We start from the raw sequence: 24,895 nt of genomic DNA, 5'->3' as shown, positions 1-24,895 counted from the left end.
GGCGAAGGCCGAAGCGGTCGCGGCCCTGCGCGCCGAGGGGCACGCGCTCGGGCACCTGCTCGCATGCGCCGAGCTCAAGCGGTCGACCTACTACTACGCCCTCGCGCACCCGCCGAGGCCCACGCGCGCCGAGCTCCGGGAGGCGGCCGCCGAGATCTTCTCGCGCACCGCCAACGGCTGCGGGCACCGGCAGATAGCGATGTGCCTCAGGGCGGAAGAGGGGGTCGTGATAGCCGACAAGACCGTGCTCAAGATGATGCGCGAGATGGGGATTCGCTGCGGGATCAGGCGCGAGACGGCCTACCACAGGTACAACTCGTACAGGGGCGTCGTCGGCAGGACGTTCGAGAACGTGATCGCGAGGGATTTCGACGCCGGGGCCCCGTGGCAGAAGCTGGGGACGGACGTCACCGAGTTCAAGGTGGCTGGCGGTAAGGCCTACTGGGCCCCGACGCTGGACTTCTGCACCAAGGAGATCGTGGCGAGCGACATATCGACCACGCCCGACATGGCCCAGCAGGTGAGGATGCTCGACGAGCTGCTGTCCAAGATCCCCGAGGGCGCCGCCCCGACCATGCACTCGGACCGGGGCTGGCAGTACCAGCACGCCTCGTACACATCCAGGCTCGAGGCCGCCGGCATCGTCCAGAGCATGTCCAGGAAGGCGAACTGCATCGACAATGCCGCCACCGAGCAGCTCTTCGGCCACGTCAAGGACGAGTTCTACAGGGGCCGCGAGTGGAAGACGTTCGAGGATTTCAAACGCGACCTGGAGGAATGCATAGTCCACTGGAACACGAGCCGGAGGCAGGTAAGATTGAAGGGCCTGACCCCGGAGGAGTTCCGGAATCAGGCCCTTGCGGCCTAGTCGCTATTTAGGGCGTCCAAGATTTGGGGCGCAGTTCACAGCGACACTCGGGCTTTTTGGTAGGGGAGATGTGGCGTTTCCGCAGATAAAACCAACCAAAATAAACCTGTCCCTTTTTGGTAGGTGGAGAATGGGGTAAAGTAAGTGGTGGCTAACTAGAGGAGGCTTGCTATGGCACCTATCGATATTGTTGTACTGGCTGTTATCGGTATTGCGTTTGTCGCGGTATGCGTGCGCATCTACCGCAAGGGCACCTGCGCCGACTGCGCTCAGGGTGGCGTTTGCACGGGGCATTGCTCCAACAAAAAGACCTGTGCCGCGCTGAAAGGCGTCGACAAAATCGCCGAAGACTTGGGTCGCGGTATTCATTAGCCGACCGGCGTTTGAGCATGTTTGACTGCGGATGCGGCGGTTGCTGATACGATAAGTACGTTAGCAACTGCCGCCGAGCGGCTCAAACGAAAGGAACCCTGTATGGAGTCTTCCGCCTATCCGATGCTCTTTAGCCCGATCAAGGTCGGTACGACCGAGGTCAAGAACCGCGTCTTTATGCCGCCGGTATCCACCAACCTGGCCGATCATGGCTATGTGACCGACGACTTGGTCGATCATTACCGTGCCCGCGCCAAGGGCGGCGTGGGCCTCATCATTACCGAGGTCGTGACGGTCGAGCCCACCTATACCTATCTGCCGGGTGACATGTGCTGCTACGACGACACGTTTATCCCCGGCTGGGAAAAGCTCGCCGCGGCCGTTCACGAGTACGGCTGCAAGATCATGCCGCAGCTCTTCCACCCCGCCTACATGGCCTTTAACATTCCGGGCACGCCGCGCCTGATCGCTCCGTCCTTCGTGGGACCGTCCTATGCCCGCGAGGCACCGCGCCCCATCACGGTCGATGAGATTCACGAGCTCACGCATCAGTTTGGTGACGCTGCCGTTCGTATGCAGAAGGCTGGCGTCGATGGCGTCGAGGTCCATGCGGCGCACGCCCACGGCATGCTCGGCGGCTTTTTGACCCCGCTCTATAACAAGCGCACCGACGAGTACGGCGGCTCGCTCGACGCCCGTATGCGCTTCTTGCTCGAGGTCATCGCCGAGATTCGCGAGCGCTGCGGCAAGGACTTTATCATCGACGTTCGTATCTCGGGCGATGAGTACACCGATGGCGGCCTGACCCTCAACGACATGATCTACGTCTCGCGTCGCCTGGAGAAGGCCGGCGTCGACATGATTCATGTGTCGGGTGGTACCACCATCAAGCGCGGCTCCGCAATTCCCGCCGCCGGTACTCAGCAGGCCTCGCACGCCGCCTGCTCGCGCGAGATCAAAAAGCACGTCAACATTCCTGTCGCCACGGTCGGCCGCATTAACGAGGCCTGGATCGCCGAGGAGCTGATCGAGGACGGCGCCGCCGACATCTGCATGATGGGCCGCGCCAATCTGTGCGATGCCGAGTTCTGCAATAAGGCCGCTGCCGGCAACGCCGACGACATCCGTCCCTGCATTGGCTGCCTGCGCTGCTTGAACGGCATCATGTTTGGCAAGCGCATCTCCTGCACCGTCAACCCGGACGTGGAGCGCGACGAGGCCGGCTACGAGCCTGCCGCCGAGGTCAAGAACGTGCTCGTTGTGGGCGCTGGTCCTGCGGGCATGGAGGCAGCCTACATTGCCGCCAAGCGCGGCCACAACGTGGTGCTCGTGGATAAGCAGGACGAGCCGGGAGGCGAGATGCGCATCGCAGCCGTTCCGCCGGCAAAGCAGGAACTCACCCGCGTGATCAAGTATCAGTATCGTCGCCTGGCCGAGGCCGGCGTGAAGTGCGTATTTGGCACCGAGCTTACTGCCGAGGACATTCAGCGTGACTACGCCGGCTACGAGGTCGTCCTGGCTTATGGCGCCGAGCCCATCGCTCCGGCCTTCATGCAGGGCTTTAAGCAGGTTATGACGGCCGACGACCTGCTGGGCGGCAAGGCTTTCCCGGGCAAGAAGATCGTCATCGTGGGCGGCGGCACCGTCGGCTGCGAGACGGCCGATTACCTGGCCCCGTTGGTCAATGACCTGTCGCCGGCCAATCGCGATGTCACCGTCATCGAGATGACCAAGACGCTCGCCGCCAACGAGGGCGGCGCCGGCCGCGCGGTGCTCATCACGCGCATGCTCTCAAAGGGCGTTCACGTGCTGACCGAGGCCAAGGTGACCGAGATTACCGAGGACACCATCAGCTACGAAAAGGACGGCGAGGTCCACACCATCACCGGTGCCGATACGCTGGTGCTTGCCATGGGCTATCGTCCCAATACCAAGCTGGCCGACGACCTTGCCGCTGCCGGCGTTACCACCCACGTGCTGGGTGACGCCAACAAGTGTGGCAACATTCGCGACGCCATCGGCGATGGCTACAAGGTCGCCTGCGAGCTCTAGTCAACCCCTTGTTGCGTGAGGGCAGGTTACTTTGCACCAACTTGGTGCATGTAAACCTGACCCCATTGACGAGGTCGCCGCCATTCCAAGGCGGCTACATGGAGTAGCGCTCGTACGCATCGAATTTCACCTCTCATAGATGTGCGGCACAAAGAGCCCCGAGTTCATACGAGCTCGGGGCTCTTTTCGTTTGGATTGCAGACGTATTGACAGACGAAAACAGTCTGCGTCCGGTATTGAGCCATACGAAAGCGAAATTATGCGTCTTAATTCTGTACGCAAATTAAGACGAAAACCGTTTACGTCTGCTTTAAATCCGTACGAAAACGGTTTTCGTCTTGCAGGGCAGTTGCCGTTTCTACAGTTCAACTTCCAGTTCGGCTTTGTGTTCGCAGAGGTAGTCGCGCATGTAGGGGATGGCAAATGAGACCTTGCCGTACGAAGGAGCCTCGATAATCGATTCTCTTAACAGGCGGCTGCGGACGGAGCTCACCTGTTGAGGCGTTTTGTTTAGGGCATCGGCAACCATGCTGGTCGAGCTCGTCTGCCCCAAAGACGCCATGCTCAGCAGATAAGCGATGCACGTGGGCGGAATGCGCCGCAGCGCGGGCTCAATCACCATGGCGCAGAAGCGTTCGCGTGCCGTTGCAATGCCACGCTCGGCTTCTTCTTCTCCAATAATCGCTGTATGTGCGCGTCTTGCCAACTGCCATGCGTAGTATCCAACGAGTTGGATCATGAAAGGATAGCCTTGCGTTGCCTCGGCAAGTTGGCCGGCAATACCTGGCTGCAACTCCACGCCAGACGCTTCAATGGTTTCCTCGAGGGAATACAACACTTCGGTTACTGCCACAGCCTTCAGGTCAAAGGGGAGGGCGCGGCGCAAAAACGCAAGTGTCTTTCCGTTGATGATGCTTTCAATCATCGAAGGCAGACCCGCAAAAACAAAGGCGATATCAAGGTCTTCGCCGATAACCTGCTGAATCGCAATGGAGAGCGTTCGGACCTCATCGAGCTCTGCGTCCTGAACCTCGTCGAGAGTGATGAGCAGGCCGTTTCCATTCTTGGATATTGTCTGTCTCATGGCGTCGCGTAGCGATGGACCGATTCGCTCAATATCTATGCTGCCGATGGATATGCCAGCTACGGTGGGCTCAAATCTGGCGTGTTTGGCCTGGAATTTGGGCTGCAGCTGTTCGAGAATGCGCTGGCAAAGTCCCTCGGTTGCGACCTCTTTTATGACCGTCCAGCCACGGCTTTGCGCCAAACGTGAGCACTCGTCAAGGAGGACCGTCTTGCCCGTTCCACGGACGCCGGCTATGCGCATTAGGCGCCCCGGGGCACCAGGCCCGTTGACGAGGCCTTCATTGAATTCTTCGAGTACATCTTCGCGGCCGATAATCGTGGGGGGTGTTTTACCTGCTGTGGGCTTAAAAGGGTTTGTTTGCATGTGAGCCACCTTTGCTCAAGATATAGCAAGATATAGCAAAGTATAGTGAGATATAGCAACGTATAGCGCTGTTCGCGGGTTTTGCGGTGGTGCTATTTTCCAAATGCCGCGCGGATAAAGCGCTGGGCGAACAGCTTGTTGGCGACGTTGATGACATGGCCCAGGAACAGTGCCGAGATGGCGGTCGTGACGCCAAAGCCGCCCAGGTTGTACATAAAGATCAGCGACAACGCGAGCGAGGCGGCGACATGTGAGCAGTCAAACACGACTTTTACGTCACCAAAGCGGCGTTTAAGCTTTTCGGCAATGACTTGCACCAAGCCGTCGGGCGCGTTGGGGACAACGCCCATGTTGACGACGAGACTTACGCCAAATGCGGTGACAGCGAGGGAGAGCAGCATGGTCGCAATCTGTGTGGGGAGTGCCGTGGGATGCAGTGGGTTGACCGCCATGAAGAGGTCGGTCAAGCCGCCAATCAGCGTTGAGAAGAACAACTCGAGCAGGATGCGCGGCTGGAACTCGCTTCGCAAGATGGCTAATTGCGCCACGATGTAGGCGACGTAGGTTGCGGTGATCCAAAAGCCGAGCGTCTCGCCAGTGAGCATGGATAGGGTTGTGGCAAAGCACGTGAGCGCGGCGACGCCCAGGCCGGATGCCGTCTGGAGACTCATACCGAGTGCCAGTACTGCAACGCCCACCAGATACATCAGCATTCTGATGACGGTATGGCACCAGTCGATGTTCTCGCCATGCATGATGATGAGCGGTCGCATGTTGCTACCCGTCCTTTCGGTTGTGTGAAAAAGCTGACCCGGGCCGGCAAAAGAGGGTTATCGGAGGCACTGCTGCAAAAGCAGAAAAGCCGGCCCCACGGTCAGTCGTCTAGGAAGTGTCTCGCTGTGCCGGAATGGGACTAAAGGTCCAACGAGACGGGAAGAAAGCAAATGGCATTGCGTGGGCGATAAGATGCCAAGATGGTAGGGTGCGTCTTAGCATCCTATTGCCCACGCTCAACGAAATCGGTTTCGTTTGAGCCTAAGTATACGCACGGGATTTTATTCGCGAAGAGAAAAACAATAAAAAGGTGAACGTTCACCTAATCGCAACAACTCGTTGGCTGTAGTTGCGGTGGAATAGTTCCTGTTTTTGCTGCTGAAGGCCTTGAACAGGAACTATTCCACCGCAACTTATGAGGGGGCGGGGGATGCGATAGTATTGCATGGTGGTATTCGACAAACCGTGGGCTTCATCCGAGGGCTTTATGGAACAACACCAGCATTATCAGAGTCTGCAAGACCAGGCATACAACGCATTACGCTCCAAGATCATCTATGCCGAGTTCAGGCCCGGCACGCGCCTTTCGGCGATTGGTCTGGAAAAGGAGACGGGAATCGGGCGCACGCCCATTCGCGAGTCCTTTGTGCGCCTGCGCGAGCAGGAGCTGGTGGAAACGCGTCCCAAGAGCGGCACCTACGTCTCTAAAATCAGCATGGAACACGCCGAGAATGCCTGTTTCTTGCGCGAGAAACTCGAGAGAAGCGTGCTTATTAAATGCTGTTCGGCCGCCTCGCCCGAGCAAAAGCATCGGCTTGAGCAGATTCTTGCCGAGTCCGAGTCGCTCGACCATAGCGAAACGCGTCGCTTTTTCGACTTGGATAACCTGTTTCATGAGACGTGTTTTGCGATTGCCGGCCGCCATATGTTGTGGGATTGGATGAAGAGCGTCAATACGCATTTTGAGCGATACAACTGGTTGCGTATGGTGTCGCAGGATTTGGATTGGGAGCCGATTCGTCAGCAGCACCGCCGGATTCTCGAGGCCATTAAGAGGGGCGATACCGACACGGCGAGCTATCTGGCCGAGACGCACTTGCACCTGATGCCCGAGGAGCAGGGCCCGGTTATAGCCTTACATCCCGATTATTTTGAGCTGTCCAAAGACACGGCCATCTAACTCGTCCCTCCCCCTTAATTAGTTGCGGTGAAATAGGGATTGTTTTGCGGCTCTGATGGCGTAAACAGTCCCTATTTCACCGCAACTGCCGAGGTATTTTCGGGGTATGAAAAAGCTGCGGCGCCACTTGGAGGAAAAGACCGGAAGCAAGGGTCCATTCCTCCAGACGGTGCCGCAGCTGTTTTGGTGGCTCGGCTTTTGTCGAAGTGGCTTAGTTGAGCGCGACGGCCAGCCGAGTAGGCAAAGCGGCTTGGAGGCGTGTCGCTTCCGTCACGTTCTATCAGCATACAAGACGGTTTTGGTTCTTGTTCGTGACGGAAACGGCGCGCTTCCGAGCCGCTTTAAAAGAAAGGGGGCGAGGTCTAGGGCACGCCCCCTTTCACGATAGAGAGCTAAACCTAGCCGCGGACCTTCTTGACGACGTCCATGGCCTCGCGGGCGATCTGCTCGACCTTGGAGAAGTCGCCGTCGGCAAACAGGGCCGGCTTGACCATCCAGGTGCCACCGCAGGCGATGATGGCGGAGGAGCTCAGGTACTCCTCGACGTTGGCGGTGCTCACGCCGCCGGTAGGCATAAAGCGGTGACCGACAAACGGAGCGGCGAGGGCCTTGATGGTGTTCAGGCCGCCATACTGGGACGCGGGGAAGAACTTGGTGACCTTGAGGCCCAGGTTCTCGGCTGCGGTGACCTCGGAGGGGGTCACGGTGCCGGGAAGGACGGGCAGGTCGATGTCGATGCAGTGCTTCACGACGTCCTCGTTGTAACCCGGGGAGACGATGAACTTGGCACCGGCTGCGCGGGCCTGCTCGACCTGCTCGACGGTCAGGACAGTGCCGGCGCCAACGCACATCTCGGGCTCGGCCTCGGCCATAGCGGCGATGCACTCGGCGGCGCAGGCGGTGCGGAAGGTGACCTCGGCGGACTTCATGCCAGCTGCCATAAGGGCGTGGGCGAGCGGAGCGGCGTCCTCGACCTTGTCGAGCACAACGACCGGCACGATGCCCAGGGACTCAAGCGTGGTGTAGAACTGATCGAACATGATGTTCCTTTCGATGTGTGGCGCACATGGGCGCGTGATTACCAAATGTGCTGGTCAGGAGCCGATTTTGGATTGGTTATCGGAGGCACTGCTTGGGGTTCAAGCAATTCCAAAACCGGCTGCTCGACCAGTCATGTAGGGAATGCCAAGCAAAACCGGAATGGGACTGGTGGTTTTGCCCGGCCGGAGGAATCGGGGAGCGGGCCGCAGGGGTATGGGATTGGAAAGCTGCGGCCCGCGGAATGGAGACGGACTAGCGCGCGACGCGGGTGCCACCGTCGGCGGCTGATGCTACGGCTGCGATCTCGTCTGCGGTCACCAAGTTGGAGTCGCCCTTGATGGTGAGCTTGAGGATCGAAGCCGCAATCGCGTAGTTGACAGCGTCCTGCGGGTCAAAGTCGTTGATGAGGGCATGGACGAGGCCGGCGTTGAAAGCGTCGCCGGCGGCAACACCCTCAAGCACGTGCACATCGTGAGCAGGGGAGAACCAGTGCTCGCCGCTCTCGGCGTCATAGAGCATGCCCATCCAGATGGAGCGCTCGACGCAGGAGATGTTGCGGACGACCGAGGCGACCTTCTTGCAGCCGTACTCGGCGCAGATCTGACGGGCCATCTCGACATAGGTGTCGCGCTCCTCGATGCCGTGGGCAAGGGAGCCAGAGACGCAGGTCATACCGAGGCCAGCAGGCGCATCCTCGTCGTTGGCGATGCAGATGTCGACGAGCGGCAGGAGTTCCTTCATGGTGGCCTGCGATTTCTCGGGCGACCACATCTTGCCGCGATAGTTCACGTCGCACACGGTGGTGATGCCCTTGGCGCGGCAGACGGCGAGCGCCTCCTTGCAGGCGGCGGCCATCTCGTCGGAGACGGCGGGGGTCACGCCGGAGAAGTAGAAGACATCGATGCCCTTGAGGATCTCGTCCCAGTCAAAAACATCGCGCTTGGCCATGTTGATGGCAGAGAACTTGCGGTCGTAGACGCAGCCGTTGCCGCGCTGCGAGGCGCCGACCTCAAACACATAGGAGCCAAGACGGTCGCCCTGACGCACGACGCGCGTTGTGTCGACGCCGTAGGCCTTCAGCGAGCGCAGCGCGCACTCGCCTAGGCGGTTGGCCGGAACAACGGAGACGTAAGCGGCCTTGTCGCCCTGGTAGGCCAGGGAAAGCGCAGTGTTGGCCTCGGCGCCGCCGTAGCGGACGTCAAACTCGGTTGCCTGCTCAATACGCAGGTGGTCTTTGGGCGAGAGTCTCATCATGATCTCGCCGAAGGTAAGAACCGTTTTACCCATGGTCGCGTAGCTCCTTTTACTCGTGCGTACACCTTTGATATGGCGTTGGCACGCAGGTGCCAAGACGGTAGGGTGCGTCTTTGCACCTGCGTGCCAACGCTCACCGAAATCGGTTTACGAAATCGGTTTCGTTTCGAGTTGTAGTATACTCACCTACAGCGTTTTGCAACCGAGATTTTTAAAAAATGCCTAAAATGGCTCAGACTGCCGACATTGGGAAACGGGGTGCGCTATGGCGCAGATGAGAATCAAGGACATTGCCGCCGAGGCGGGCGTGAGCCCGGCCACGGTCTCGCGCTACCTCAACAACCGCCCCGGGCAAATGACCGAGGAAACCCGTGCTCGCATCGCGGCGGTTATCGAGCGCACCGGCTATCGCCCGCGTGCCGCCGCGCGCAATCTACGCAGCTCGCGCACCAACCTCATCGGCGTGATCCTGGCCGACATCGCCAACCCGTTTTCGAGCGCCATGCTCGAAGGGCTTTCCGCCAGCGCCGCTGCGCGCGGCTGCTCGCTCATGACGGCCATTAGCGGCAGCGACCCCGCCAAGGAGGCAGAGTCGCTCACCAGGCTTATCGATGCCGGCGTGGACGGCCTGGTCGTCAACACCTGTGGCGGCAATGACGAGGCGATCGCCGCGGCAGCGGGACGCCTGCCCGTTGTGCTGCTCGACCGCGACGTTGCCGACGGCGGTGTCGATCTGGTGACATCTAACAACCGTGAGCTGGTCGCTGGCTTGGTAGACGAGCTCGCCGCTGCGGGCTGTGAGCGCCTGTGCATGCTCACCGAGGCAAGCGACGACAGCCCCGTGCGTCGAGAGCGCGCCGAGGCTTTTGCCGACGAGCTTTCGCGCCGCGGTCTTGCGGGCGAGGTCGTTACCCTGGCCGATGGCGGTGCCACGGGCGTTGGCCGTTTGGACAAGACCATCCGCGACTACGCGGGCAAAAGGCTCGGCCTTATCGCCGTCAACGGCCTGGTTTTCCTGCGTCTGACCGAGGCGCTGGCGCAGCTTGGTCCCTCGCTGCCGGCGGGGCTCAAGATCGCGACGTTTGACGACTACCCCTGGAACCATGTGCTCTTTGGCGGCGTCACCACGGCCGCGCAGGACACTCTCACCATTGCCGAGCGCGTAGTCGAGCGCCTTTCCGAGCGCATCGACGTCGTTACCACCACCGTGGGCGAGGCCGCAAAGCTCGCCCCCAAGCGTATCGAGGTCCCCGGCCACATCGAACACCGCGCCTCGACCTCGCGCTAGTCTGTGTGATAATATATAGACAATGTCATACAGGAGGTATCCATGGCTGCGTCTGTGCTGAGTGTGCGAGTGGACTCGTCAATTAAAGACTCATTTGCCGAACTGTGCGAAGAGCTTGGCATGACTTCGTCTGTTGCGGTCAATATGTTTATGAGGCAGATGCTGCGCGAGCGCTCTCTGCCGTTTGTTCCTTCACTTGGTAAAAGCTCTGCGAGCGAAAGCGCCGCGACGGGCATTTTGGATACTGCCCAGATTGAGTCCGCCGTCCGCGAGGCAGCCAGCACGATTCCCGCCATCAAAACCGTGATTCTATTTGGTTCATATGCCCGTGGCGAGGCGCATGCCGATAGTGATATTGACTTACGCCTCGAAGTCGATCGCGAGCGGGGCTTTGGTCTTTTCGCGTTGTCGGCGTTTGGCGAGGCGGTGCGCAAAGAAACCGGGAGGCAGGTTGATCTCGTCTCTAGTGATCATCTTGATGACGATCTCGCCGCGGTAATCGAGCGCGAGGGAGTGATCCTTTATGATCGCGCGTAAGTCAGACGGCCTCCGTGCTCAAGAGGTTTTGGAAGCCATCTCTGAAACGAACGAGCGCATCAAGGCTTTTGATATCACCGAGGACCAGTTTCTGCATGCGAATGACGTGCGGACGAGGGCGTTGGCGGACTCCCTTTTGATGTGTGCGCTTAGGGTGACGGAAGAAGCGGGCAAATTGTCGGAACGCTCGCAGCGGCTTCATCCCGAAATCGAATGGCGTGGAATTGTCGGCATGAGAAATTATCTTGCGCATGATTACGGCAATGTCGACCGCTCGGTTGTTTGGGATGCAGTGACGATGGAGTTCCCTGCGCTGGAACGAGCCTGTAGACAAATTGTCTCCGAATCTGAACGCTAGCCGCTCGTTCGCAACCGCCTGCGCGCACGTTTTTGAGCGCTTGATACGCTTTAACCCTGCGGAAACATTTTTCTGCGATAGTATCTGCGATATAGACCAGTCGAAACCCGCCCGAAAGAAAGGGGAGCGACATGAACCAGCAGAACATCGATTACGTACTCCGCTCCGTAGAGCAGCGCGACATCCGCTTTGTGCGTCTGTGGTTTGTCGACATTCTCGGCCGCCTCAAGAACTTTGCCATTAGCCCCGAGGACCTCGAGGTCGCTTTTGAGGAGGGTATTGGCTTTGACGGCTCCGCCATCGAGGGCTTTGCCACGCCCGAGGAAGCCGACATGCTGGCGTTTCCCGATGCTTCGACCTTCCAGATTTTGCCGTGGCGCCCGAGCCACAACGGCGTCGCCCGTGTGTTCTGCGACGTGTGCACTCCCGATCGCAAGCCCTTCGCCGGCGACCCGCGCGATGCCCTGCGCCGCATGTTCCGCAAGGCCGAGAAAGCTGGCTATCTGCTCAACGTGGGCGCCGAGCTGGAGTATTACTACTTCCCCGACGAACACACGCCCGAGCCGCTCGACAACGTGGGCTACTTCGATCTTTCGGTGAGCGACGCCGCTCGCGACCTGCGTCGCAACACGGTTCTCACGCTCGAGAAGATGTCCGTGCCCGTGGAGTACACCTTCCACGCCGCCGGCCGCTCGCAGCACGGCATGAGCCTGCGCCACGCCGAGGCCCTGAGCATGTCCGATGCCATCACCACGGCCAAGCTCATCATTAAGCAGCAGGCCTACGAGAGCGGTTGCCACGCCTCCTTTATGCCCAAGCCGTTGGCGGGCGAGGACGGCAGCGCCATGTTTTTGCACCAATCGCTGTTCGACCACGACGGCAACAACGTCTTTTGGGGCGAGGACGACGAGAAGTACCACCTCTCCGATATCGCCAAGCACTATATGGCCGGCATCCTGGCGCATGCCCGCGAGATTAGCGCCATCACCAACCCCACGGTCAACTCGTACAAGCGCATCACCACGGGCGGCGATTCCGTGCCGCAGTACGCCACGTGGGGCCTGCGCAACCGCGCGAGCATGGTCCGCATCCCGGTCTACAAGCCCGGCAAGCAGCTGTCCACGCGCATCGAGCTGCGCAGCCCCGATCCCATGGCCAATCCGTACCTGGTCAACGCCGTCACGCTGGCGGCTGGTCTGGACGGCATCGAGCGCAAGCTGGAGCTCCCGCCCGAGGCAACGGCCGAGACGCTCAAGCTTACCGACCGTCAGATGGTCGAGGCCGGCTACACGCCGCTGCCGCGCTCGCTCAAAGAGGCGCTCGACGTGTTTGAGGACTCGCAGTTTATGAAGGATGCCCTCGGCGAGCACATCCACAGCTTCTTCCTCAAAAAGAAGCGCGACGAGTGGCATAAGTTTGAGTCTACGATCACCGAGTGGGAGATCAAGCACTACCTGGCGAACTCCTAATCGCGCTGGCTTGTTCCAGTACGATTGAGCTCATTTCTTTGGAGGCCGATATGTCCGAAAAGAGTGCCCTGTTCATGGCGCGCACGACGCGCTTCCACGAGTTTGCCCGCAGCTTGACGACCACCCTGGGTGTCGAGGTGAGCCTGGCAACCCCCGATTCGCCGACTGCGGCGCACGACTTTGACCTGCTGATCCTCGATTCCGATGGCATCCGCAGCGACCGCATCGATCAGATTGCCAAGTGGCTCGACGATCGCGGCGGCGTTCCCATGCTGGTGATTGTCGACGACGAGGCGCTCGGCACCCTGCGTCTGCCGAATCACGCGCATGCCGACTTTGTATGCCCCACGGCGACGCCCAACGAACTCAAGGCTCGCGCACAGCGCCTGATGGGCGAGGAGGAGACCGTCACCGCCGACGATGTGCTCAACATCGATAACCTCGAGATTAACCTGGCTACCTACCAGGTGACACTCGATAACGAGCCCATCGACCTGACGCTGATGGAGTACTCGCTGCTGAGCTTTTTGGCGACGCATCCCAACCGTGCCTACAGCCGCGAGGTACTGCTGCACCGCGTGTGGGGCTTTGAGTACTGCGGCGGTACGCGTACCGTCGACGTGCACATCCGACGCATCCGCTCCAAGGTGGGCCCGCAGATCGCGGCACATATCACCACCGTCCGCGGCGTGGGCTATCTGTTTAAGGACTAGCTTTTCACCACAAAGGGGACAGGCATCTTTGTGGTGGTTTTGACGCAGGCCGGGTCCTTTTGGGCCTGCAACAGAACTTAAGCCTTCCTAAAAGATTGCGTTCTCATACACGTGCACCCGCATATTGGGGTACAACTCAACGTGAACAATGATGGCCCGCCACATGTTTGGCGGGCCTTTGGTTATTTGACGAAAGGATCGCAGCTATGAGCGAGAACGATTCCCAGCGTCCCCAGGATGCGGGCAACGCTGGCGAGACGCAGCGGCAGCCGCGCGTGCAGGTGGAGTCGACGCCTGCCGACAGCAACATTCCCTACGTGCAGGCCTACGACACACAGACTGGCAAGCCGCTGGGCGGTGCGCAGGTCGTGAACAAGCACACGGTGGTCAAGACCAAGACCAAAAAGCTGCCGATCTTTATCACGGCACTCGCCGGTTGTGCCTGCGGCGCCCTGCTGGTCATTGCGCTTATCATGAGTGGCACGCTCGATATCGGCGGCGGCAAGAATGCCGTGACGGCGGGTGCTTCAGGTTCATCGACACAAAAGATCACGATCGACTCCGAGGACACCACGCTGGCCGAGGCCGTTTCTGCCAAGGCATTGCCCTCCGTGGTTTCCATTACCGCCACTTCGAGCGGTAGCCAGAATGGCTCGCTTTCGCAGTCTGCCGACGAGTCGGATAGTTCAGGCAGCGTCGGTTCGGGCGTGGTGCTCGATACCGAGGGCCACATCCTCACCAACAACCACGTGGTCGATGGCTATGACCAGTACGTGGTGACCATGGACGACGGCACCACCTACGAGGCCGAGTTCGTGGGCAACGATGCCTCGAGCGACCTGGCCGTCATCAAGCTCAAGGATGCCGACGCCTCCAAGCTCACGCCGATCGAGATCGGTGATTCCTCCAAGCTCAACGTGGGCGAGTGGGTCATGGCCATCGGCTCGCCGTTCGGCAACGAGCAGTCTGTCTCCACGGGCATTGTGTCGGCGCTGTATCGCTCCACGGCCATGAGCTCTACCAACGGTAACACTATCTATGCCAACATGATCCAGACCGATGCCGCCATCAACCCGGGCAACTCGGGTGGCGCGCTCGTTAACGACAATGGTGAGCTGGTGGGCATCAACTCGCTCATCGAGAGCTATTCGGGCTCCAGCTCGGGCGTGGGCTTTGCTATTCCCGTTAACTACGCCAAGAACATTGCCGACCAGATCATCGGCGGCAAGACGCCGGTGCATCCGTACATGGGCGCTACGCTTTCGAGCGTCAATGCGCTCAACGCCCGCACCAACAAGCTGAGCACCGATAGCGGCGCGTATGTGGCGCGCGTATGTGGCAAGTGTCGTCGAGGATGGTCCCGCCGCCAAGGCTGGCATTCAGGAGGGTGACGTTATCACCAAGCTGGGCGACGACGAGATCACGAGCGCCGATGGCCTGATCATCGCACTGCGCAGCCACGAGGTGGGCGAGAAGGTCGAGATCACGCTTATGCGCGGCAAGGAAGAGAAGAAGGTCACGGTTGAGCTGGGCTCCGATGAGGAGCTGCAGAACCAGCAGCAGGACGACAGTTCGACCGACACCGGCAACGGCGGTATTACCGACGAGCAGCTGCGCCAGTACCTGGAGGAGCTGTTAGGCCAGCAGGGCCAGGGCCAGGGTCAAGGCTACGGTCAGGGGTTCTAGCGAGCCGTTTCGCATATGCCGAAGCCAGAGGGGCTGTCCCGCCAAGTGTGGGACAGCCCCTCTTTTCTTATTGATCCGTTGGGGACGGAGGAAAACGGATCACTTGGGGCTGACAAGAGGCCTGGTTCGTAATGGTCTGGACAGTTAGTTCAGATACGTATAAATCTGGGGCAGCTTGGGATGCGTTTTGAGCAATTTTTGATTGGGATGGGGCTCGAATGGGTGTTTGGAAGGGAGAGCGGGACGTTTACATGGTCTCGAGGAGCCCAAATTAGTTGAAACAGGGGTGTTCGTGCCTGATTCAGCTCTAGGATTTATACGTATCTGAACTAACTGTCCACCCCAGTCTGGTGGCTGCCGATTCGGTGCGGTTCGAAAGGGCTATTCGGCCCCGTTGCGACCGGTGGTACTCTAGTATCCGTTTGAAATCGAGCGAAGGAGTGCCGCTATGGAGCAATCGAGCCTGTTTGGTGACGGCGTGGACATCGATACCGAAACGCCCGCGAGTGCGGATGCCGCTGCACCGACCGATGCCCGTGCCCAGGCGGCAGCACGTGCGGCCGAACTGCGCCACGAGCTCGATTACCACGCCTATCGCTACTACATGCTCGACGCGCCCGAGATCACGGACGCCGCATTCGATAAAATGCTCGTTGAGCTGCAGGAAATTGAGGCGACCTACCCCGATCTGGTAACGCCTGACAGCTACACCCAGCGCGTGGGCGGCTACGTGAGCGAGCAGTTTACGCCGGTCACGCACATAGCACGCATGTATTCCATGGACGATGCCATGGATCTGGACGAGCTCGACGCGTGGCTCCAGCGCACCGAGGATGCGCTCGGCGCCGGCAGCGTCACCTATACCTGTGAGCTTAAGATTGACGGTCTGGGCGTGGCGCTTACCTACCAAAACGGCACCTTCGTGCGCGCGGCCACGCGCGGCGATGGCACCACGGGCGAGGACGTGTCGCTCAACGTCCGTACCATCAAGGATGTGCCCATGCACCTGTCCGAGCCGGCGCTCGCTCATATGGGCGCCGACCGCGAGCGTACCATCGAAGTGCGCGGCGAGGTCTACATGCCCAAGGGCAGCTTTGTCCGCCTGAATGAAGAGGCCGATGCCGAGGGCCGCGACCCCTTTGCCAACCCGCGCAACGCTGCCGCCGGCAGCCTACGTCAGAAGGATCCCAAGATCACGGCGCGCCGCGATCTTGCCACCTTTATCTATGCCATCGCCGATACCGATCCGCTGCACGTCCACAGCCAGCGCGAGTTCCTCGACTGGCTGCGTAGCGCCGGCTTTAGCGTCAACCCCAACGTGGCACGCTGCGCCACGCCGGCCGAGGTCCACGAGTTCTGCGCCCAGGCCCTCGAGCACCGCGGTGACCTCGATTACGACATCGACGGCGTGGTCGTAAAGGTTGATAGTTTCCAGCAGCAGCTCGACTTGGGCTTTACCGCCCGCGCGCCGCGCTGGGCCATTGCCTTTAAGTTCCCGCCCGAGGAAAAGCAGACCGTCCTGCGCGAAATTCGCATCCAGGTGGGCCGCACCGGTGTGCTCACGCCGGTCGCCGAGTTCGATCCGGTGACGGTCGCCGGCTCCACCATCGCGCGCGCCACACTGCACAACATCGACGAGATCCGTCGCAAAAACGTGCGCGAGGGCGACACTATCATCGTGCACAAGGCAGGCGACGTAATCCCCGAGGTCGTGGGGCCGGTGCTCGACAAGCGCCCGGCCGATTCGGTCGACTGGCACATGCCCGAGGTCTGTCCCGTGTGCGGCAGCCCCGTGGTCCATGAGGATGGCGAGGTTGCCTACCGCTGCGTGTCCATCGACTGCCCCGCGCAGCTTAAGGAGCGCTTGCTCCACTGGGTGAGCCGCGGCTGCATGGACGTCGACGGCCTGGGCGACGAGATCGTCGACAAGATGATCGCCGCCGGGCTGATTCACGACGTCGCGGACTTCTACCAGCTCACGGTCGACGACATCGCCGGCCTGGACACGGGGCGCACCTATGCCAGCTCCAACAGCAAAAAGGGCGTCAAGAAGGGCGACCCCATTCCGGTGGGCCTCAAGACGGCCGAGAAAATCATCGCCGAGCTCAACAAGTCCAAGAGCCAGCCGCTCGGTCGCGTGCTGTTTGCCCTGGGTATCCGCCACGTGGGCAAGAGTGTGGGTGAGGTCATCGCCGAGCGATTCCTGTCGATTGACAAGCTCATCTTGGCGAGCGAAGAGGATATTGCCGAGTGCGAGGGCATCGGCCCCAAGATTGCGGCGAGCGTTAAGCAGTTCCTGGCCGTGCCCGAGAACCTTGCCGTGCTGGAACGCCTGCGCCAGGCGGGTCTGTCGCTCGAGGTCGACTTGGGCGCCGCGCACGCGCAAGCCGCAGCCGACGCTGGCGTGGCAGGCGAGCTCGCTGACGCACAGCCGCTTGCGGGTCTGACCTTCGTGCTCACCGGCACGCTCGTCAACCACACGCGCGACGAGGCGGGCGCGGCGCTCAAGGTGCTCGGCGCCAAGGTTTCGGGTAGCGTGTCAAAGAAGACGAGCTATCTGGTCGCCGGCCCCAAAGCGGGCTCCAAGCTCACCAAGGCCGGGCAGCTGGGTGTGCCCGTGCTGGACGAGGACGCACTCGAGCAGATTCTGGCTACCGGCGAGGTGCCGGTGGCGTAATGGATATAGAGAATCGCAATTGCTCGCAGGCGGAAGGGCGCACGAGGCACGCCCAAGGGCAGGCAAAAGAGCACCTGATGGCGCGAATTCGCATTGCGGAACGTGAGCGCTTGGCAGGTGCGTCTCGCGATGCTTTTGAGGCGTTGACCGAGCTAGAGACGAGGTTCGGTCTAGCCTAGCGATACGGGCACCGTGATTTGCGTCACGTAGGTCGCCGGGTCGTCGCTGATGATGTCATCGACCAGGGCGATTTCGCGTCGTCCCGCTACGCTGCCAGCTTGTCAAAAGCCCCGCGTCGGTTGAGCACGGTAAACGCGACAACACAGATGACCGCCGACAAAATCGATCCGCACGGCGAGGCGATACCCATGGGAAACAACGTATCGGAATAGGCGTTCGACAGCAGCCACGCGCCCGGCACGCGAATGAGCGCCACGGCCAGCACGTTGTGCGCAAAGCCGATGTAGCTTTTGCCATACGCAGCGAAAAAGCCGCTAAAGCAAATGTGGATGCCGGCAAAAATCGCGTCGAAAATATAGCTGCGCATATAGCCGGTACCGGCCGCGACCACCGCGGGGTCCTTGGCAAAAAAGCCAATAAACGCCGGCGCCACCAGCCACATCAGCACCGTGATCAGGCAGCCGTACACCACCGAGATCGTCATGGCGTCCTTGAGCACCTGACGCGCGCGATCGCCCTTGCCCGCGCCGGCATTTTGCGCCGTGAGCGCGCTGACGGTGGCGCCCATGGAGCTCGGCACAATGAATAAAAAGCTGATCATCTTTTCGACCAGGCCCACGGCAGCGGCGTCGACGAGCCCTCGGTGGTTGGCGATGACGGTGATAAACATAAACGCCACCTGGATGCAGCCGTCCTGCACGGCCACAGGCACGCCGATCTTAAGAATGCTGCCGAGCACTTCGGGCTGAGGGCGCAGGTCGCTGCGCTTAACGTGGATGTTCGTGCGACGGCTCTTAAGCCACACGAGCGCGAGGGCAACGCTTGCTGTCTGGGCGGTTACCGTGCCGAGCGCCGCACCCACGGGGCCGAGCCCCATGTGGCCGATAAACAGAAAATCGAGCGCGATGTTGATGATGCACGCCACGCCAATCACGTACATGGGCGAGCGCGAATCGCCCAGGCCGCGAAAGATGGCCGAAAGAATGTTGTACGCGGCGATAAACGGAATGCCGACAAAGCAGATACGCAGGTAGGCGGCGGTTCCTTCGACCGCCTCGGGCGGCGTGCCAATGAGCGCCACAACCTGCGGACACAATGCAAACAGGACAGCAGCCAGCACCACCGAGACGCCCATAAAGAGCGTAATGGTGTTGCCGATGGCGGTCTCGGCGCGGTCGAAGCGACGCGAACCCACGGCGTGGCCGACGATGACCGTCGTTCCCATGGCTAGGCCCACGAGCGTCACGGTAATGATATAGAGCGTCTGAGCGCCATTGCCCACGGCGGTGATGCCGGCAGCGCCGCTAAACTGCCCCATCATGTACAGATCGGCCATGCCGTAGAGCATCTGCAAAAAGTACGAGAGCATATAGGGCAGGGCAAAGACCGCGATGGTCTTGAGGACATTGCCGTGTGTGAGGTCGTGTTCCATGGGCGGGGCTTTCTGGCTTGGTTCGTTTAGCTACCAGTGTAGTGAAAACCCTATAACGATTGTAGAGTCAAGGTTTGTGTCGACAGTGGGGCGAAATAAGTGAGCCTGTATTCATTTCCATTTGAATACGGGCATGCGCCGTGTAGGCTTAGCGCCCCTCACCTCGCCTCAAACCATCACAACATTCAACGTTTTTTGCCAAAATCGGGAAAAGTATCGAATGTTGTGATGGTTTTTCTGCCACTCGAACGGGTGGAATCGCTTTCTTGCGCACGAAGGTGTGCGGACCCGTGGGCCGGGGAATAAGGTTGGTTATCCGACTCCATTGGAGGGCTCATGGACCTGCCGATCGTCCTGTCCCATAAGACTGCCTGGCTGTACCACAACGTGGCGCGCCCGTCCGAGCCGCTCTCGCGAGCAAGCAGCCTATACGATGAGGACTCGCTTGCCAACGAAGCGGAGCCGACTGCGAGCCTGCCCAAATTGGGGCTCGATGCCAAGGGGCTGAGGGCTTCAACGGCAGTTGGGATCGTTACCGACTATCTGGTTTCGCTCGGTATTCCACGAGAAGAGCTCGATCATATCGACATGCTCGTCAACTTTGATTTTGAGCGCTCGACGCCGGCTGGATTTAGGTGCCACGTGTTTGGGGCGCCGGTACCTCCATGCCATCTTATTGAGGTGGCTGAGGGCCTTCTGGTGGTTGATGAGGCCATGTGCTTTGTCCAAGCGGGTTCGTGGATGAGTGAGCCCGAGCAGCTGGAATATGGCTACGAAATCTGCGCCCGATACCATTTGAATCATCTGTCGACAGGCGATTATATCGAGATGGGGCAGAGGTATACCGTTGCCGACTTGATCGCCTATTGCAACGAGAACCGATCTCGTCAGGGGGCTATACGCGCGGCCGCCGTGCTCAAGCGCGTGCACGACGGCGCGCGGTCGCCCATGGAGACGGCCACCGCAATCATGGTTGTAGCAAAACGTTCCCAGGGAGGATTGGGATACGCCAAGATCGAGCTCAACCATCGGGTCGATGTTCCCAACGAGTTCAAGTATCTCGCAAAGGCCGGGTATTTCGAGATCGACGTATATGCGCCTGCGAGCGGTACGGGGATTGAATACAACGGCTCGGACCATCTTGACAAGCAGCGCGGCGCGTCGGACGCGGAGCGTATGACCGTGCTGAGTGCGCTAGGCTTTAGGGTGATCGTCCTCACCGGGACTCAGTTTGCCCACCAGCTGCAATTGCACCGGGCGATGAACGCCATCGCGCTCGCTATGGGTCTCAAGTGCGACCGAAGCGAAGCGTTCCAGAAACGGCAGAACGACCTGCGAGAATTTGTGATTCGACACTGGGACGGCGGCCTTTAGGGGTGCTTTGGTCCTTCTACGGGGTACCGTGGGCAGGCAAACCATCACAACATTCGACGTTTTTTGCCAAAATCGGGAAAAGCATCGAATGTTGTGATGGTCTGTGCTGAGGATGGGCTTGGAAAGTCCGTTTTGCTCGAAGCGACCTGTCCTGTCGTACGGGTGTCGGCATGATTCTCCCGTGGGGTATTATGTTTTCTGAAGAATAAAACGCCGCGTGAGGGGAGGGATGCGTGGACGGGCGCGTGCAACATGACGGCTTTGGCCGCGATATCAACTACCTGCGCATTGCCGTTACCGACAAGTGCAATTTCCGCTGCGTTTACTGCATGCCGGCCGATGGCGTGGCGCCCCGTGCGCACGACGAGCTGCTCAGCGCCGAGGAAATCGCCCGCTTTGTGCGCTTGGTGGCGGGGGAGGGCATTCGCCGCGTACGCCTGACGGGCGGCGAGCCGCTGGTCAGCCGCCGCATCATCCCGCTTATTCGCGACATCCGCGCGATTCCGCAGATCGAGGACATCTCGCTCACCACCAACGGCGCCCTGCTGCCCAAGCTGGCGCCGCAGCTCAAAGACGCGGGGCTTAACCGCGTCAACATCTCGCTCGACACGCTCGATCCTACGCTGTTTGGAAAGATCACGCGCCTGGGTCGACTCGAGCAGACCATGGCTGGCATCGACGCGGCGCTGGCTTGGGGCTTTGAACCCGTTAAGGTCAACTGCGTTGTTGTGCGCCGGCTCAACCAGGATGTGGCAGCCCTCGCGCGCTTGACCGTCGATCGCCCCATTCATCTGCGCTTTATCGAATACATGCCCATTGGCGACGAGCGCACGAGCTCGCATTGCGCTGTGGACCCGCATGCGCCCGCGCTCAATCCCGAGCTGTGGGACGCGAGCGATACCGTGCCGAGCGACGAGCTGCGGGCGCGTATCAATGCCGGGGCCGCCGCGGCGGGGCTGGGCGAGCTCGAGCCGCTCGACATCAACGACGCCCCTGCCGGCGCGGGCCCTGCGCGCTATTGGCACTTTCCGGGCGCGGCGGGAACGGTCGGTTTCATCAGTGCCATGTCCAACCATTTTTGCGCGAACTGCAACCGTCTGCGCCTGACGGCCGATGGCAACGTGCGTCCGTGCCTATTCAGCGATGCCGAGTATTCGGTGCGTGAGGCGCTGCGCCGTGGTGATGATATGCAGGTACTTTCGATTTGGCGCGATGCCGTGGCCCACAAACCGCAGGAACACGCGATAATTGAGGGCACGCAACGATTTATGTCCCAAATCGGAGGATGATCATATGGCCAAGAGCAGGTACGCCGATGCCACCAAGGCCGCTCGCAGGGCCGCGATGTCTGCCCACAAAGTCACGGCTGCGGCGAATGCTGTCAACGCCGACGCGTCCGCGCAGCCTACTGCCAGCGCTGCCACCGAGCCCGCCCGCGACGCCCGTCGCGACGAGCTGACGCACGTGGACGCCAAGGGCGAGGTGCGCATGGTCGACGTGTCCGACAAGGCCGAGACCCATCGCATTGCTATCGCCGAGGGCACCATCCTCATGCATCCCGAGACGCAGGCCATGGTGCTGCAGGACCGCGCAAAAAAGGGTGACGTGCTTGCCTGCGCGCGCGTGGCGGGCATCATGGCCATCAAGCGCACGAGCGACATCATTCCCATGTGCCATCCGTTGCTCATTACCAAGAGCAAGTGCGACATTGCGCCCATCGCTCCGGCGGGGACGCCTGTCGATGACGTGCCCGAGGGCTGGGCGCCGGCGCGCGCGGACGGGCAGGTTGGCTTTCACGTGCTGGTTACGGCCGGCGTGACGGGCAAGACGGGTATCGAGATGGAGGCGTTGACCGGCGCGAGCGCCGCGTGCCTGACCATCTATGACATGTGCAAGGCCGTCGATCGCGGCATGGAGATCGTCGACGTGCGCCTGCTGCACAAGGAGGGCGGCCGCTCGGGCGTGTGGGATCGTGCAGAGCGTCAGGCCGCTGCCGTTGAGGCCGTGGCCGCTGACGGTGCCGCGCCCGCAAGCGCACCCGTCGCCGTCGCGCCCACAGTTCCAGCTCCGGCCGTCCCCGCGATCGCGTTTATCGGCTACCAAAACTCGGGCAAGACCACGCTCGTCGAGAAGGTTATCGCCGAGCTCACCCGCCGCGGCCTGCGCGTGGGTTCACTCAAACATCATGGGCATCATGGCTTTGATATCGATGTGCCCGCTAAGGATACCTGGCGCCATCACCAGGCCGGATCCAAGCATGTGGGGCTCATCTGCGCCACGCGCTGGGCGGAGTACGCCGACACGCGCGAGGAGGACGAGATGCCCGCGCGCGAGCTGCTGTCGCGCTACAACGATGTCGACGTGGTGATCATCGAGGGCTACAAGACCGAGGGCTTTGACAATATCGTCGTCGCGCGCTCCGGTGTCGACCGTTTGCGCGGCAAGAGCTCGCTCGACCTGGTCGACGGTCGCACGCTGGCCCTTGCCTGCAACGAGGCCCTGGCACGCCAGGCATTCGACGCCGGCTTTGCGACCCGAGCCATCAACATCAACGACGCCCGAGCCATCTGCGATCTCATCCAAGATCATCTGGCCTAAAACCTGCCAAAAAGGGACAGGTTTATTTTGGCAGGTTTTATCTGGGCAAACGTCACTTCCACCACAAAGGGGCCAGGCACCTTTGTGGTGGATTTTGCTTTGGTAGATGTGTGGGACATGCCTTACAATCTACCAAGTAGTTCATGACGGGCGAAAAACAGAGAGAAGGGGCTTGATGCGTCCTTAATGTTTCATGCGGATAGATTGATTTGACAGACGGTGGCGAATGCCTGCCGTCCGCATTCGTATGAAACAAGGAGTCTCCATGCTCGCCTCTCTTTTCTCAAAGCCTCAACCATCGCTGTCCGTACAGGCCAAACGCCTGGTGGCGATGCGCTTTCTCATCTACACCGGTTTTCAGACCAGCTACTTTATCGGCGTCATCGGAACGCTCACCTATGCAGACGATGCCTCGGTCGTGGCGACATCGCTGGCCGTCCTTTTTATGAACGTATTTGTGATCTTGGGATCCTTTGCGGGTGGCGCGGCGCTCGACGCCTGGGGCCCGCGCCGTCATTTCTTTCTGAGCATCGTGGGCACGCTGGCAACCGGCGCGGCGATCCTCGTTTTTGGCAGCGCGACCGGCATCGTCCTGCTTGGCGCGGTGCTCCTGGGCTTTGTGATGGGATTCGCCCAGCCCATCGCTACGTCCTATCCGGCGTATCTCACCGACGATCCCGTCGAGCTCAAAGACATCAATTCCGCCATAACCATGTTCTCCAACGTGAGCATTATCATCGGCCCCACACTGGGCGGCTTTGTCGCGGCGGCTGCATCGTCACGCGCGGTGTTCGTGCTCATGATGCTCTTTACCGTGCTGGCGTTCGTCGTCGGTTGGGGCTTTAGGCCGCAGACCAGCCATGTCGCCGGGCATGCGGATGCCGATTCGGCAGAGGAAGGGGAGCGTGCGGGACGAAGCTCCAATCCCAGCACGTCCTCCCGTGTCACCTTCGCGACCAGCATCAAGACGGTCTTTACCAACAGCGTCCTCGCCCTGCTGTTCTGCATTATTTTCCTTTCTAACTTTGGCTATGGAGCTTTCGATCCGCTGGAGTCGTTCTTCTACCGCGATGTCCTGCACGTCGGCGTTGAGTGGATGGGCTGGCTCTCGTCGGCCAGCGGTGTGGGCGCGGTGCTGGGCGCCGTGGTCGCGCTCCGCTTGCCGCCGCACCTGGTCAACCTTAAAACGCTGCTCGTGGCGCTCATGTCCGTGGGCCTGGGAAGCCTGCTCTACGTGGGAACGCCGTACGTGGGCGTAGCCCTTGTCGGCCAGATTGCCCTGGGCGTGGCCTGGGGTGTCGTCAACCCGCTCCACAACACGATCGTGCAAACGACGGCCCCGCTCGAGCAGCTCGGTCGCGTCAACTCGGTCATGGGTTTTGGCAACATGTTTGCCGGCGTAGCCCCGCTGGCGATTGCCCCCTGGCTGGCGGCGACGTTTGGCGTGCAGCAGACGCTCATCGGGGCGGGTATGGTCGTGACGGCGGTTCCCGCGGCGCTGCTGCTGTTTGGCCGCCGGCACTTTGATCGTGCCGCAAGGCAGTAAAAACCATCACAACATTCGATGAAAATCGCGATTTTGACGAAAAACG

21 protein-coding genes are annotated in these 24,895 nt (G+C 60.5%); 16 read left to right on the top strand and 5 right to left on the bottom strand.

The window, feature by feature from the left end:
• The 3 genes from GDJ93_RS00800 to GDJ93_RS00790 all read left to right on the top strand — a co-directional run.
• Positions 1-868: IS3 family transposase (locus tag GDJ93_RS00800; RefSeq protein ID WP_226812396.1), on the top strand; the 868-nt coding region annotated here is incomplete at its 5' end.
• A 171-nt stretch (positions 869-1,039) separates the two neighbouring features.
• Positions 1,040-1,240 (top strand): hypothetical protein, encoded by a 201-nt coding sequence (locus GDJ93_RS00795; RefSeq protein ID WP_117634210.1) that lies wholly within the window; start codon positions 1,040-1,042, stop codon positions 1,238-1,240.
• Between the two features lie 102 nt (positions 1,241-1,342).
• Complete coding sequence (locus GDJ93_RS00790) at positions 1,343-3,292, top strand: NAD(P)/FAD-dependent oxidoreductase (RefSeq protein ID WP_152067394.1); 1,950 nt, start codon at positions 1,343-1,345, stop codon at positions 3,290-3,292.
• Between the two features lie 358 nt (positions 3,293-3,650).
• Here the strand turns inward: GDJ93_RS00790 and GDJ93_RS00785 are convergent, their stop codons facing one another.
• Positions 3,651-4,742, bottom strand: coding sequence for an ATP-binding protein (locus GDJ93_RS00785; RefSeq protein ID WP_152067393.1), 1,092 nt, complete (start codon positions 4,740-4,742; stop codon positions 3,651-3,653).
• Between the two features lie 92 nt (positions 4,743-4,834).
• Positions 4,835-5,515, bottom strand: coding sequence for a YczE/YyaS/YitT family protein (locus tag GDJ93_RS00780; protein ID WP_152067392.1), 681 nt, complete (start codon positions 5,513-5,515; stop codon positions 4,835-4,837).
• Between the two features lie 488 nt (positions 5,516-6,003).
• Between GDJ93_RS00780 and GDJ93_RS00775 the strand changes: the two genes are divergently transcribed.
• Positions 6,004-6,696, top strand: coding sequence for a GntR family transcriptional regulator (locus GDJ93_RS00775; RefSeq protein ID WP_193221399.1), 693 nt, complete (start codon positions 6,004-6,006; stop codon positions 6,694-6,696).
• A gap of 398 nt (positions 6,697-7,094) precedes the next feature.
• Here the strand turns inward: GDJ93_RS00775 and eda are convergent, their stop codons facing one another.
• Entirely contained in the window at positions 7,095-7,736 is a 642-nt protein-coding gene (eda, locus tag GDJ93_RS00770) for a bifunctional 4-hydroxy-2-oxoglutarate aldolase/2-dehydro-3-deoxy-phosphogluconate aldolase (RefSeq protein WP_055286010.1), read from the bottom strand.
• A gap of 253 nt (positions 7,737-7,989) precedes the next feature.
• Complete coding sequence (locus GDJ93_RS00765) at positions 7,990-9,024, bottom strand: sugar kinase (RefSeq protein WP_152067390.1); 1,035 nt, start codon at positions 9,022-9,024, stop codon at positions 7,990-7,992.
• 232 nt (positions 9,025-9,256) lie between these two features.
• Here GDJ93_RS00765 and GDJ93_RS00760 point away from each other — a divergent pair, with 232 nt between their 5' ends.
• The 8 genes from GDJ93_RS00760 to ligA all read left to right on the top strand — a co-directional run bounded on the left by GDJ93_RS00760 (position 9,257) and on the right by ligA (position 17,719).
• Positions 9,257-10,279 (top strand): LacI family DNA-binding transcriptional regulator, encoded by a 1,023-nt coding sequence (locus GDJ93_RS00760; RefSeq protein WP_152067389.1) that lies wholly within the window; start codon positions 9,257-9,259, stop codon positions 10,277-10,279.
• A gap of 42 nt (positions 10,280-10,321) precedes the next feature.
• Positions 10,322-10,816: a type II toxin-antitoxin system RelB/DinJ family antitoxin gene (locus GDJ93_RS00755; RefSeq protein WP_152067388.1), complete on the top strand. Its 495-nt coding sequence runs from the start codon at positions 10,322-10,324 to the stop codon at positions 10,814-10,816.
• Positions 10,803-11,174 (top strand): HepT-like ribonuclease domain-containing protein, encoded by a 372-nt coding sequence (locus tag GDJ93_RS00750; protein ID WP_152067387.1) that lies wholly within the window; start codon positions 10,803-10,805, stop codon positions 11,172-11,174. The genes GDJ93_RS00755 and GDJ93_RS00750 overlap by 14 nt, the downstream gene beginning before the upstream one ends.
• A 131-nt stretch (positions 11,175-11,305) precedes the next feature.
• A complete protein-coding gene (locus tag GDJ93_RS00745; protein WP_152067386.1) occupies positions 11,306-12,643 on the top strand; it encodes a glutamine synthetase family protein in 1,338 nt (445 codons plus the stop codon).
• A gap of 50 nt (positions 12,644-12,693) precedes the next feature.
• Entirely contained in the window at positions 12,694-13,356 is a 663-nt protein-coding gene (locus GDJ93_RS00740; RefSeq protein WP_006234733.1) for a response regulator transcription factor, read from the top strand.
• Between the two features lie 206 nt (positions 13,357-13,562).
• A complete protein-coding gene (locus GDJ93_RS00735) occupies positions 13,563-14,747 on the top strand; it encodes a S1C family serine protease (protein WP_226812395.1) in 1,185 nt (394 codons plus the stop codon).
• On the top strand, positions 14,692-15,042 hold the full coding sequence (locus tag GDJ93_RS10065; protein WP_264297874.1) for a PDZ domain-containing protein: 351 nt from the start codon (positions 14,692-14,694) through the stop codon (positions 15,040-15,042). Before GDJ93_RS00735 ends, GDJ93_RS10065 begins: the two co-directional genes overlap by 56 nt.
• A gap of 448 nt (positions 15,043-15,490) precedes the next feature.
• Positions 15,491-17,719: an NAD-dependent DNA ligase LigA gene (gene ligA / locus GDJ93_RS00730; RefSeq protein ID WP_152067385.1), complete on the top strand. Its 2,229-nt coding sequence runs from the start codon at positions 15,491-15,493 to the stop codon at positions 17,717-17,719.
• 265 nt (positions 17,720-17,984) lie between these two features.
• Here the strand turns inward: ligA and GDJ93_RS00725 are convergent, their stop codons facing one another.
• Positions 17,985-19,331 carry an MATE family efflux transporter gene (locus tag GDJ93_RS00725; protein ID WP_152067384.1) on the bottom strand — a complete coding sequence of 449 codons (1,347 nt, stop codon included), beginning with the start codon at positions 19,329-19,331 and terminating at the stop codon, positions 17,985-17,987.
• Positions 19,332-19,667: 336 nt separating this feature from the next.
• Between GDJ93_RS00725 and GDJ93_RS00720 the strand changes: the two genes are divergently transcribed.
• The 4 genes from GDJ93_RS00720 (at position 19,668) to GDJ93_RS00705 (ending at position 24,849) form a co-directional block, all read left to right on the top strand.
• Positions 19,668-20,705, top strand: a complete 1,038-nt coding sequence (locus tag GDJ93_RS00720; protein WP_152067383.1) for a putative endonuclease domain-containing protein — start codon at positions 19,668-19,670, stop codon at positions 20,703-20,705.
• 233 nt (positions 20,706-20,938) lie between these two features.
• Positions 20,939-21,994, top strand: coding sequence for a GTP 3',8-cyclase MoaA (moaA, locus tag GDJ93_RS00715; RefSeq protein WP_226812393.1), 1,056 nt, complete (start codon positions 20,939-20,941; stop codon positions 21,992-21,994).
• 4 nt (positions 21,995-21,998) lie between these two features.
• Positions 21,999-23,303 (top strand): molybdopterin-guanine dinucleotide biosynthesis protein B, encoded by a 1,305-nt coding sequence (gene mobB, locus GDJ93_RS10270; protein ID WP_152067382.1) that lies wholly within the window; start codon positions 21,999-22,001, stop codon positions 23,301-23,303.
• Positions 23,304-23,568: 265 nt separating this feature from the next.
• Positions 23,569-24,849, top strand: a complete 1,281-nt coding sequence (locus GDJ93_RS00705) for an MFS transporter (protein ID WP_193221398.1) — start codon at positions 23,569-23,571, stop codon at positions 24,847-24,849.
• The last annotated feature ends 46 nt before the right edge of the window (positions 24,850-24,895 follow it).

It is taken from the genome of Collinsella aerofaciens (assembly GCF_902501475.1).
Classification (GTDB): Bacteria; Actinomycetota; Coriobacteriia; order Coriobacteriales; family Coriobacteriaceae; genus Collinsella; species Collinsella aerofaciens_AL.
Note: the sequence above shows the minus strand (reverse complement) of the source record. Positions and strands in the feature narration are given on the sequence as shown.